This is a genomic window from Sphingobacterium litopenaei (assembly GCF_014692495.1).
Classification (GTDB): Bacteria; Bacteroidota; Bacteroidia; order Sphingobacteriales; family Sphingobacteriaceae; genus Sphingobacterium; species Sphingobacterium litopenaei.
The window spans coordinates 77,811-90,518 of sequence record NZ_JACOIJ010000013.1; the positions used below are offsets into that span (position 1 = coordinate 77,811).

The following is a 12,708-nucleotide window of genomic DNA, read 5'->3' on the forward strand; positions in this document are numbered from 1 at the left end:
CAGATTTTAAATATCACCATAAAAATTGCGGAAACTAGAACGTAAACCAAAATTGATCACACCAGATTTTTGTGTCTCCATACCCTCAATCTTTCTAAAACGCTGTGTATAGCCTAATTCTAAACGTAAGTTGTATTTAGGATTCAGCACGTAAGAAGCACGCATATCCGCGTAATACAAGTTGTTTTTTACCCCTTGCCCAATTTTGTTTCCGTACTTATTTGGTAGATTGTTGTAAGATTGAAAAATATCACCTCCCATATTGGTTTCGGGGTTAGGATCTGTTCCAAAATTGCTGATCAATCCTTTTCCCGAAAACTCAAATCGATTCCAAGAATAATGTGCAGTCCCTAAAAACTCTCTGAAATTTGCTCCTCGCGGATGCGCTAATGGTTCACCATTATTACTGTAATTAGATATTGAAGTAAAGTGTTGATACGTATAAGGTCTTGCTAAGTTGTACTCCGCTAAGAAATGAAGATTACGAACGCCAAATAAATCAAATCCTCTCACACCCATTTGTGCTCCCCATTTATTATGGGCATACCCATTATTTGCAAAAAACTCTTTGGCGGTAAACTCTCCCAACAAAAATTGCCCATAAGCTGTGATATTGTTCAACACCTTGTATTTTGCATTTAATCCTAAAAACATTTTGTCAGGAGAGGTACGGTTGTTGTTTTCTACCGGACGATATATTACACCTGGATTCAAATAGTTGAAATCAAATCCTCTATAGCCTGCCTGATTACGATTGGACCAGACTACAGATTGAAAAAAACCAATAGATAATCGGTCTGTTGCATTATAATCTATATATTGAAATGCGCCATACTTAATTCCATCGCCGAATCGACCACCAGAATCTAAGGAATCTCTACGTGGATTTGCAGGGTCATTCATATATGCCCATACCGAAGTATATTGTACATTACCAATTTCACCCGTAAATTTTAATTGCGTGTAATTTGAAGAAAAATCAGATAATAACATTGAACGATAACCGTCACCAATATGGTTTTTGTCAAAGGCTGCTGTAAGTTGGAAGTAAGGACTAAAATCGTAAGTCAAACTTGCTGTGGCGTACATCCAATCCTTGGTCTTTTTTCCTGCATTTTTTGCTGATGATTGGCCTGGAACAACACCTGTTTCAGCGATATGCTCATCAAGATATTCTGCGAACACCGCTTGATTTTCGAAAACAGCCGTGTGAAATGTAAACTTATCTTTAATAGTCAATCCAGCTTGTATAGCGCGTGTATTATTCCACATTGTACGTTTGTCACTGTCTATTAGCTCCGAACCGATTTGAAAGTCGGGCAGAAAATCTAAATAAAAAGTATGATCTTCTTTCTGTACATCTACAAGGTGTTCATTAAAAAGTTTGCGCATCACCCAATTGTTGGAAGAAGAAGGATTAGCATACTCCAATGAATCCTTACGGTTCAATAATTCATTCTTAAACAAGAATGGTTTGGATGATGTATGATACCTTGAATTGGTATTATACAATATATTATTGTATTTCTGATATTGATCAAATGAGTAGGTTTGATTAACAACCTGAGCATTGATTATCAGTGAATTACAAACAAAAACCGATAATGTAAAAAGTCTAAAAATAATATTTTCTGCAGTTATCCTCATAATAAACATTGTAATATTTACAATAAAATACAATAATTATAAATTCAATAATGTATTTTAAAAGAAATTTTTATACTTGAAAGCTAAATTCATGCCAATTTTCGTATATTATATAAAAAACACTATATTAGCATAGCTAAAACGTTTTATACGATTTAAAACTGATAACCATATAAACATGAATAGAAAAACTTTTTTACAACAAAGTGCATTGCTGGGTGCAGGCATGATGGCAAGCAAATTTTCATTTGCCGAATTCAACTCAAATTTTCCTGAAGTACGCGTACCTGTTTCTAAAAGACATTTTCAAAGTAACACTATAGAAGAAGCTATTAAAGAGTTTCAAAAAAACGTCCAAAACAAAGAATTAGGCTGGTTATTCAACAATTGTTTTCCCAACACATTGGATACAACGATTTATGATGAGTCTACACCTTCGGAGAAATTAACTTATGTAATCACAGGTGATATAGATGCGATGTGGCTGCGAGATAGCAGTGCTCAAGTATATCCTTATTTGCAATTCATGCACAAGGATAAAAAATTGAAAGACCTCATATTAGGTTTAATCAATAAGCAATCAAAATGTATCAACATTGATCCTTATGCCAACGCCTTTTACAATGACCCTACCAAAGAAGGGGAATGGTTTAGCGACCATACGGATATGAAAGCGGGGATACATGAACGTAAATGGGAAATTGACTCTTTGTGTTATCCTATTCGCTTAGCTCATGCATACTGGAAAGCAACTAATGATACTACCCCATTCAACGATGAATGGGTAAAAGCACAAGAAAACACGTACAAAACTTTTGTAGAACAACAACGTAAGGAAAATCTTGGTCCTTACAATTTTATGCGTACTACGCCTAGAGGTACCGACACTTTACAAGTAGATGGTTGGGGCTATCCTGTTAATCCTGTTGGATTGATTTGCTCGAGTTTTAGACCTTCGGACGATTGTTCTATTTTTTTATTCTTGATTCCTTCGAATTTATTCGCTGTAGTCAGTTTAAGACAATCTGCAGAAATACTTAGAAAAGTTAAAAACAATACAGTATTAGCTGCGAAAATGGAAGCTTTAGCCGATGAAGTGCAAAAAGCCGTAAATGAATACGGAATTGTTGATCATCCGAAATTTGGGAAAATCTACGCTTACGAAGTTGATGGATTCGGTAGTGCATTGATGATGGATGATGCGAATGTACCATCTTTATTATCCTTACCTTATTTAGGAGCAGTTAGTGCCAATGATGAAACCTATCAGCGTACACGAAAATTTATTCTTTCGGAAAGCAATCCCTTCTTCTTTAAAGGGAAAGCTGGAGAAGGAATTGGTGGTCCACACATTGGACGTGATATGATTTGGCCTATGGCAATTACCATGCGTGCCTTAACTGCTACAAACGACAATGAAATCCAGGATTGCATAAAAATGCTAGCATCTACACATGGAGATACGGGATTTATGCACGAAACATTCCACAAAGATGATCCTAAAAAATTCACCCGCCATTGGTTCGCTTGGGCAAATACGTTATTTGGAGAATTATTATGGAAAATTTATAAAGAAAAGCCATCTTTGTTGAAGTTTTAAATGGATTATTCTTATAAGTAAACAATAAAAAGACTTAGGAATAATCCTAAGTCTTTTGTTTTATATGAGTACACAAGGACCTATCGGTGTTTTTGATTCAGGCTACGGCGGATTAACCGTTTTCAAAGAGATACACGAAAAATTACCCCAATACGATTACATCTATCTTGGAGATAATGCACGTGTACCCTACGGCACCCGTTCTTTCGAAACGGTGTATGAATTCACCAAAGAATGCGTATTCAAGTTATTTGATTTGGGATGCAACTTGGTGATTTTAGCTTGTAATACCGCTTCTGCAAAGGCGCTACGCAGTATTCAGCAAAACGATCTTCCTGAAGGCAAAAAAGTTTTGGGTGTAATTCGTCCAACCACCGAGTCTATTCATCAATACACGAAAACAAATTCTATAGGTATTTTAGCAACACAAGGAACAGTTTTATCACAATCTTATTTGATTGAGATTGAAAAATTTAATCCCGAAATCAATGTTTATCAACATGCATGTCCATTTTGGGTTCCTCTAGTAGAGAATAATGAAATCAATAGTGAGGGGGCACATTATTTTATTCAAAAAGATATTAATGAGCTTTTGAGTCAATCTCCAGATATCGATACTATTGTATTAGCCTGTACGCACTACCCTATTCTTTATCCGATTATTCGAAAATATACACCTGATCATATTCAGATTTTAGCACAAGGCGAATTGGTAGCTGAAAGTTTAGCTGACTATTTAATTCGTCATCCAGAAGTAGAAGAAAAATGCAGTAAGGAAGGTAAATTAGCTTTTTATACTACAGACGATGCAAAAGACTTTTCTGAGAAGGCCTTTATCTTTTTTGGAAAAAATATAGAAGCAAAAAGTATTAAGGTTAACGTATGTTCCTAATTAGACGAAACCTTAGAATCCAACTAAAATACTATTGTCAGGTTGCTGCAAAAACTTTTGTTAAGCAAAAAATGTCGCCTTAGTGAGTTGCCAAATGCAGGAATGTCGAAACTTGAGTCAACTCGGTACAGCGACGAGTTTTTGATTACTTTTTGCAGAAAAAAATAATTGCCCGCGCGGCATGAGGGCTTAAGAAATATATTAATTAACTAGAATTGACATTAAAGTTAATAAACAATAAAAGGTCTCTTTTGAGACCTTTTATCTTATCTATTCTGCAAAGCTATTGCATAAAGTTTCATTTGCTTGACCATTGCCAAAAGACCATTCGCACGCGTGGGTGATAAATGCTCTTTCAAACCGATTTGATCGATGAAATATAAATCGGCTTCTGCAATTTCTTTAGCTGTGTGACCTGATAATACTTTCACCATTAAGCTTACTAAACCTTTAGTAATTACTGCATCTGAATCCGCCTTAAAAATTACTTTTCCATCTACTATTTCAGGATACAACCATACTTTAGATTGACAACCTTTGATAATAAATTGATCGGTTTTATATTGTTCATCAATCAAAGGAACTTCTTTACCCAATTGGATGATGTATTCGTATTTTTCCATCCAATCCCCATAAAACGCAAAATCTTCGATTAATTCGTCTTGTATTTCGTTTATTGTCATTTTTACACCAACATATTTAATGCACGAGTCAAGCCCGCTATAAAAGTATTTATATCTTCTTTGGTATTATATACTGCCAGACTAGCACGTACCGTTCCTGGAATACAGAATTGATCCATAACTGGTTGTGCACAGTGATGTCCTGTACGAACAGCAATACCCAATTTATCCAAAATCACCCCGATATCATACGGATGTACGCCATCTACCACAAATGAAAGCACAGAAGATTTCTTAGCAGCCTCACCTATAATTTTTACGCTCGGAATTTCTTTTATTTTAGTAGTTGCATATTCTAATAACTCGTCTTCGTAAGCCTTAATATTATCAATACCCAACTCATTGATATAATCAATTGCAGCTGCTAAACAGATACCAGCCTCAATATTTGGAGTACCTGCTTCGAATTTGAATGGCAACTCATTGTAAGTCGTCTTTTCGAAAGTCACGTCTTTGATCATGTCCCCTCCACCTTGATAAGGAGGCATTGCATTCAACAGGTCTTTCTTGCCATAAAGTACACCAACACCGGTTGGTGCATACATCTTGTGACCCGAAAAAGCTAAAAAGTCTACATCCAATTCTTGCACATCAATCTTGATATGTTGAATTGCCTGCGCAGCATCCACCAAAACAGGAACATTTTTAGCATGCGCTAAATCAATGATTTCTTTGATTGGATTGATCGTTCCCAACGAGTTTGAAACATACGTTACAGAAACCAATTTAGTTTTTTCTGAAAGTAAATTCTTATAAGCTTCCAAATCCAACTCTCCTTTTTCATTCATTGAAATGACACGAAGGACAGCTCCTTTTTCTTCACACAACATTTGCCAAGGCACAATGTTCGAATGATGTTCCATCGCTGAAATAATGATCTCATCACCTTCGTGAACGAAAACTTTACCATAACAAGAAGCTACTAAATTGATACTATCGGTAGTTCCTTTGGTGATAATAACTTCAAAATCTTCTTTCGCATTAATGAATTCCTGCACTTTGCGACGAGTCACCTCGAAAGCATCGGTAGAAATCTGACTTAAATAATGCACACCACGATGTACATTCGAATTCATATCGCTATAGTAATTCGTAATGGCATCAATGACTGCTTTTGGCTTTTGCGTCGTCGCACCGTTATCCAAGTAAACCAATGGCTTACCATTTACCTCTCTTTTTAAGATTGGGAAATCGGCACGTACTTTATGTATATCGAATTTTTCCAATTTATGTTCCAAATTTTCGATACAAAGGTAATACATCTATCCCCAAAACGAGAGTTTTTAATGTATTCTTTTGGTAAAAGATGAACTTCAGATGATGTTTGCAGGTTATATTTATAAAATACATTTTATTTATTTTTAACAATACAAATTTTAATTTTATAGCTACCTTTGTATCAATATGCAAGAATTACCATTAAATATTCCAGAAGGATCTAGGAAAGAAGTAATGACTTATTTGGAGCCTTATATGCTCAACGAAATGAGTGAATACTTAAAGCCTGTAGAAGAAATGTGGCAACCTGCTGACTTTCTTCCAGATTCATCTAGAAGCACTTTTTTCGAAGAAGTTAGTGATTTACAAGAAAGTGCAAAAGAACTTCCTTATGACTTAGTAGCCGTACTTATTGGTGATACAATTACCGAAGAAGCGCTTCCAACCTACGAATCTTGGTTGACTATGGTCGAGGATGTCAATAAAAATGAACAAGGTGGATGGATGAAGTGGGTACGCGCTTGGACTGCGGAAGAAAATAGACACGGAGACTTATTAAACAAATATTTATACCTATCGGGTAGAATCAATATGCGTGAATTCGAAATGAGTACACAGCATTTGATCGCTGATGGTTTTGATATCGGTACAGGAGCGGATCCATACCGTAACTTTATCTACACATCTTTCCAAGAATTGGCTACCAATGTATCCCATAGACGTGTTGCTGGTATTTCTAAGAAAAGTGGAGATAAATTATTAGCTAAAATGTGTGGTGTGATTGCGGCGGATGAGGCTCGTCACGCTAAAGCATATATGTCTTTTATTTCAAAAGCTTTTGAAGTAGATCAAAGCGAAGTAATGTTAGCTTTTGAGGACATGATGCGTAAGAAAATTGTGATGCCTGCTCACTTCTTGAGAGAATCAGGTGAACCTCAAGGTGGTGCTTTTGCACATTTCTCGGATGCAGCGCAACGTATGAATGTATATACAGCTTTAGACTATGTAGATATCTTGAAAGAATTACTTACCGAATGGAAAGTTGATCAAATCTCAGGATTGAACGAACAAGGTGAAAAAGCCCGTGACTATTTAATGCGACTACCAGATCGTCTTATTCGTCTAGCGGATAGAATAAAGGTTCCAGAATTGGAATACAAATTCAAATGGATTTACGGATAAGTACGTCAAAATATTAAAACGCTCTAAGATTAGAGCGTTTTTTGTTTTCTAATGATACTATTTTGAAGCGCTATATTCTCGCATATACTCCACAACAAATAGTTCTTTAAACTGTTTAACTATTAGGAATTTGACACGTTTTATCTAGAATGTGTATAAATTACACTAAGACAAAATTGTATAAGCAACCAAAAATAGCCTTACAGCGCTATTTCCCTGCATTTTAGACAATTTTATGATGAAACTATTAATAAATTAATATGGAAATATCTTATTTTTTTAAGATATTTGCATTTCAATTTTCACAGAAAAATAAACAAACTAGCGATATGTTATTAAATCGTTCTGAACGTTCTTTCCCTCGTATTATCATTATTGGTGGTGGATTCGGAGGTGTCGAAGTAGCAAGAAAATTAAAAGATAAAGAAGTAGAGGTTTTACTAATCGATCGTAACAACTTCCACACTTTCCAACCTCTTATGTACCAAGTAGCTACAGGTACGCTTGCTGCTGACTCGATCTCATTCCCTATCCGTAAGATGTTTAAAAACCAACACAATTTTAAATTTCGTCTTGCGGATGTTTTGAGCATTGATAAAGATAAGAAAGAAGTTCACACCTCTGTAGGAACCTATGATTACGACTACCTAGTAATCGCTTCAGGAGCTACTAGCAACTTCTTCGGCAACAAAGAAGTAGAGAAAAACTCTCTTCCTATGAAAAGCATTCAAGAAGCTTTGAACATCAGAAGTTATGTGTTACAAAATCTTGAAAAAGCGGTATTGCTAAAAAATGCATCAGACCGTGCTCCATACATGAATTTCGTGATTGTAGGTGGTGGACCTACAGGTGTTGAATTATCAGGCGCTATTGCGGAGATTCAATTACACGTATTGAAAAAAGACTACCCTGAACTATCAGTAAATGAAATGAAAGTTTACTTGGTTGAGGGTACAGGAAAAATATTAGGTGCTCTTTCAGAAAAATCATCTCGTGATTCGGAAAGATACTTAAAAGAATTAGGCGTAACCGTATTAACTAATACACAAGTAACAGGTTATGATGGAGACACGATTACTTTCAACAATGGTGAAAGTATCAAAACTAAAACTGTTATCTGGGGTGCGGGTGTAAAAGGTCAATTCCCTGGAGGTATTGATGCTTCTATCATCGAAAGAGGTAACCGTATCCGTACTAACGGTCAATGTCAAGTAGAAGGTATGGATGGTGTGTATGCTATTGGTGACGTGGCCGCAATGATCACAGAAGAAACTCCAAGAGGTCTTCCAGGTGTAGCGCCAGCAGCGCAACAACAAGGAACTTACGTAGCTAAACATATCAGCAATATCTTAGCTGACAAACCCAATACAGAGAACTTTAAATATTTTGACAAAGGTTCGATGGCGACTATCGGTCGTAACCGCGCTGTGGTGGATTTAGGTAAACTACACATGAACGGTTTCATCGCTTGGTTGACTTGGATGTTTGTTCACTTGATGTCTATCTTTGGTTTCCGTAATAAAATGGTAACTTTTGTAAACTGGTCTATTAAGTTCTTAACGAAAAACTCAGGTGTTCGTTTGATCGTAGACAAATACGAAAGACCTGCAGACAAAGAGCAGCCTCAAGCATAATTTGATCCTATATTAAATCAAACAATAAGTACAAATGTCGGTAATGAAAATTGCCGACATTTTTTTATTTAGTACTTTTGATAATAAAATTTTACTGACTATGGATAATAAGACGATAGCACGCGCATTCAAACTTTGTGGACAACTGATGGAATTATTTAACGAGAATCCATTTCGGACAAAGGCAATGGCAAGTGCCTCGTTCAAAATAGATAAACTCCCCTTCTCTGCGGCGAATGCTACTTTGGAAGAATTAAGTGCACAGCAAGGAATCGGAAAAAGTACAGCAGAAAGAATTAAGCAGGTCATCACCACCGGCTCATTTCCTGAATTGGATGATCTTATCGCCAAAACACCTGCAGGTATTTTGGAAATGCTAAAGATTAAAGGTTTAGGACCTAAAAAAATCCAAATCATCTGGAATGATTTAGAAATTGAATCTGTGGGGGAATTGTATTACGCCTGCAATGAAAACCGATTAATCGAAGCCAAAGGTTTTGGTCTAAAAACGCAAGAAGACATCAAAAAATCCATTGAATTTGCAATGGATAATCAAGGTTGGTTTTTATATGCAAAAGTTCTTCCTTTCGCCGAAAAAACTTTCGATTCCTTACAACAGAATTTAGGTACACAAAAGTTAAGTTTTACTGGAGAATTTCGTCGTAAATGTGAGGTGCTTCAACAAGTAGAATTAATCACAGAGGCTTCTTTAACAAGCTTAGAGCAAGCTATTGTCAACCTTAAATACGAATCTCAAATTGAAGTTTCGGACAATAAGATTTCATTCGCGGATGAAAATGCCTGCCCTTTCGTGGTGTATTCAGCACCCGAAAATTATGCACAGCAATTGATTTTAACAACAGGTTCTACAAAACACATAGAACTACTAAAAGAAATCTATGCTGAAATTCCACAAGGAACAGACGAAAAGGAAATTTATAACCAACTTGGTCTAGCTTATATCGAGCCTGAGCTTCGAGAAGGTCTGGATGAAGTGGAATTAGCAAAATCAAATGCTTTACCTTTACTTGTTACATTTGAAGATCTCAAAGGAACTTTACACAATCACTCGACCTATTCGGACGGTGTGCATTCTTTAGCAGAGATGGCACGCTATTGTAAAGAAGAGTTGGGTTTAGAATATTTAGGTATTTGTGACCACTCCAAAACGGCAGTGTATGCCAATGGTTTAACAGTTGAACGTTTGGAACAACAATGGGCTGAAGTAGATGCACTTAATCAGCAAATGGCACCCTTCAAAATCTTTAAAGGCATAGAGTCCGATATCCTATCGGATGGATCATTGGATTATCCAGATGAAATATTAGCAAAATTTGATTTCGTTGTAGCTTCGGTGCACAGCAATTTGAAAATGGATGAAGCAAAAGCAACAGCACGTTTGATAAAAGCGATTGAAAATCCTTATACAACTATATTAGGACACCCTACCGGAAGACTATTGTTGTCGAGAGCAGGTTATCCTTTGGATTTCAAAAAAATTATTGATGCCTGCGCAGCAAATAAAGTCGTAATCGAAATAAATGCGAATCCTTTACGTTTAGATTTGGATTGGAGATGGCATCGTTACGCTTTAGAAAAAGGCGTATTGCTGTCGATCAACCCCGATGCCCACCGTACTGAAGGACTCCTAGATATGCACTATGGTGTATTCGTGGGACGAAAAGGAGGCTTATCGGCAGAAAAATGTTTAAATGCTTTCTCTTTAGAACAAATCACAGCTTATTTTAACAGCAAAAAATAACACACTAAAAAATCCATTATGAAAGCTTATATCTCACGTAATATTCTTTCAGATGCCATTGATGTTTTAAAACAATATGGTTTTGAAGTCACCGTCAATACTGAAAATAAAAAACTTACTCAGCAGGAGCTAATTGAAGCATGTCAACATGCGGATGTACTATTGAATGTTGGACATGCCGATTTAGATAAGCACTTTTTGGAATCTTGTAAGCATCTAAAAAGTATTGCATTGGCAAGCGTAGGATATGATCATGTAGATGTAGAAACCGCTACAGCATTGGGAATTCCTGTTTCCAACACACCAGATGTATTGAGCGGAGCAACAGCGGATGTGGCATTTTTATTGATGTTGGCTGTATCCCGAAAAGCTTTTTATCGTGCAAACGAAGTCCGCGAAGGCAAGTGGAAAGATTTTGAATTTATGCAAGATTTAGGAATTGAGCTAAATGGAAAAACATTAGGAATCTATGGTTTGGGTAGAATTGGATTGGAATTAGCGAAGAAAGCCAAAGCGGCTTACAATATGAATATTATCTATTACAACCGCAGCAGAAATCCTGAAGCAGAAGAATTGGTAGAAGCTAAATATGTGAATTTCGATGAGTTATTGACTCAATCCGATGTGATTTCTGCACATACCAATCTTTCTTTGGAAACCCAATATCGTTTTAATAAGGATGCGTTTAAACGCATGAAGAAATCGGCTATTTTTATCAATACCGCTCGCGGAAAAGTTCATCACGAACAGGATTTATTAGAAGCCTTGCAACAAGGAGAAATTTGGGGTGCTGGACTAGATGTCACTGATCCTGAACCGATATCTCCGAACAATCCATTATTGCAATTGCCCAATGTTTGTGTATTACCACATATTGGCTCTGCAACCGTAGAAACGCGTACGCAAATGGCTATAATGGCAGCGAATAATCTGATTGCTGTAAAATACAGTAATCCAATGATGCAGATTGTGAATAAAGAAGTATATTCATAATATTAGCTTAGCACATTTGCTCGAGACAATAGTGTTACAATCCTAATACAACACGTTTTTTCGACGTAAGGAGAAATCTCTTAATTAGATTTAGATTTCTCACTACATATTTCGTTCGAAAAGACGTTATAAAATAAGATGAAAGCTTAAAAACATACCAAAATAAACTTAACATAAACCTATGAGGAAAACCATTTACACCCTTGCATTACTTTCTATAGTCTGCTTCTTTAGTTGTTCTTCGGAAAATACAACTCCCAATACCTTAACAGAAAAAGAAAAATCTGAGGGATGGACGCTTTTATTCAACGGTCAAAATCTTGAAGGTTGGCATTTGTACAACAATAGAATTCCCAAATCAGCTTGGGTAGTTTCTAACGGAACAATTTACTGTGATTCTCAAAGTGATTTGGACAAAGCTGATTTAGTAACGGATAAAGAATTTGAAAACTATGAATTGAAATTTGAATGGCAACTGGAGAAAGAAGGGAATAGCGGCATATTTATCAATGTAAAAGAAGATACTGCTATTGCGCAAACTTATTTCTCAGGACCAGAATATCAATTGTTGGAGGATTCACATATGGATTTTGCTTTGCCCCTTAAAAAGCCAGGTTGTCTATATAATTTCATACCACAACTTAATTCTGCTCGTACTAAGATGCAAGGTGAATGGAATCAGTCAAGAATAGTACAAAAAGACGGTAAAATAGAATTTTACCTAAATGGTCAACAAACAGCCGAAATGGATTTCAATAGCAACGAATGGAAAAAGCTAGTTTCTCAATCCAATTTCAAGGATTACCCACACTTTGGTAAACAAACCAAAGGACATCTTGCTTTACAAGATTGGTCTAGAGGTGTTTCGTTTAGAAATATTAAGATTCGCGAATTATAAAATTTGTTATCTCGTATTCTCCGCCTCTTATATCCTACTTTCTTAGGTAAATTGATTTGTATAAATAAAAGAAATAGAGTAGGAAGGTAATCATTATTTGATTACCTGACCCCTCACACCACCGTACGTGCCGTTCGGCATACGGCGGTTCATTAAACATTAACAGTCTTTGGGACTATTATATCGGTAAGATATAGTA

The 12,708-nt window shown here is 36.1% G+C and carries 10 protein-coding genes; 7 read left to right on the forward strand and 3 right to left on the reverse strand.

The window, feature by feature from the left end:
* Positions 1 to 6 precede the first annotated feature (6 nt).
* The gene (locus H8B04_RS08715) at positions 7 to 1,647 is read right to left on the reverse strand and encodes a capsule assembly Wzi family protein (protein WP_223815340.1); all 1,641 of its coding nucleotides are present in this window, start codon (positions 1,645 to 1,647) and stop codon (positions 7 to 9) included.
* A 178-nt stretch (positions 1,648 to 1,825) separates the two neighbouring features.
* On the opposite strand from H8B04_RS08715, the gene H8B04_RS08720 reads away from it, so the two are divergent.
* Complete coding sequence (locus tag H8B04_RS08720) at positions 1,826 to 3,247, forward strand: glycoside hydrolase family 125 protein (protein WP_190302096.1); 1,422 nt, start codon at positions 1,826 to 1,828, stop codon at positions 3,245 to 3,247.
* Positions 3,248 to 3,311: 64 nt separating this feature from the next.
* Positions 3,312 to 4,139, forward strand: coding sequence for a glutamate racemase (murI, locus tag H8B04_RS08725; RefSeq protein WP_165290899.1), 828 nt, complete (start codon positions 3,312 to 3,314; stop codon positions 4,137 to 4,139).
* 266 nt (positions 4,140 to 4,405) lie between these two features.
* Here the strand turns inward: murI and H8B04_RS08730 are convergent, their stop codons facing one another.
* Entirely contained in the window at positions 4,406 to 4,822 is a 417-nt protein-coding gene (locus H8B04_RS08730) for a SufE family protein (protein ID WP_165290900.1), read from the reverse strand.
* Positions 4,823 to 4,824: 2 nt separating this feature from the next.
* The gene (locus H8B04_RS08735) at positions 4,825 to 6,060 is read right to left on the reverse strand and encodes a cysteine desulfurase (RefSeq protein ID WP_317170650.1); all 1,236 of its coding nucleotides are present in this window, start codon (positions 6,058 to 6,060) and stop codon (positions 4,825 to 4,827) included.
* Between the two features lie 166 nt (positions 6,061 to 6,226).
* Here H8B04_RS08735 and H8B04_RS08740 point away from each other — a divergent pair, with 166 nt between their 5' ends.
* From H8B04_RS08740 to H8B04_RS08760, 5 genes are all read left to right on the forward strand, one after another.
* On the forward strand, positions 6,227 to 7,222 hold the full coding sequence (locus tag H8B04_RS08740; RefSeq protein WP_190302098.1) for an acyl-ACP desaturase: 996 nt from the start codon (positions 6,227 to 6,229) through the stop codon (positions 7,220 to 7,222).
* A gap of 329 nt (positions 7,223 to 7,551) precedes the next feature.
* Entirely contained in the window at positions 7,552 to 8,856 is a 1,305-nt protein-coding gene (locus H8B04_RS08745) for an NAD(P)/FAD-dependent oxidoreductase (RefSeq protein ID WP_165290902.1), read from the forward strand.
* Between the two features lie 100 nt (positions 8,857 to 8,956).
* Positions 8,957 to 10,618, forward strand: coding sequence for a DNA polymerase/3'-5' exonuclease PolX (locus tag H8B04_RS08750; protein ID WP_190302099.1), 1,662 nt, complete (start codon positions 8,957 to 8,959; stop codon positions 10,616 to 10,618).
* 18 nt (positions 10,619 to 10,636) lie between these two features.
* Positions 10,637 to 11,611: a 2-hydroxyacid dehydrogenase gene (locus H8B04_RS08755; protein ID WP_190302100.1), complete on the forward strand. Its 975-nt coding sequence runs from the start codon at positions 10,637 to 10,639 to the stop codon at positions 11,609 to 11,611.
* Between the two features lie 181 nt (positions 11,612 to 11,792).
* The gene (locus H8B04_RS08760) at positions 11,793 to 12,509 is read left to right on the forward strand and encodes a 3-keto-disaccharide hydrolase (protein ID WP_190302101.1); all 717 of its coding nucleotides are present in this window, start codon (positions 11,793 to 11,795) and stop codon (positions 12,507 to 12,509) included.
* The last annotated feature ends 199 nt before the right edge of the window (positions 12,510 to 12,708 follow it).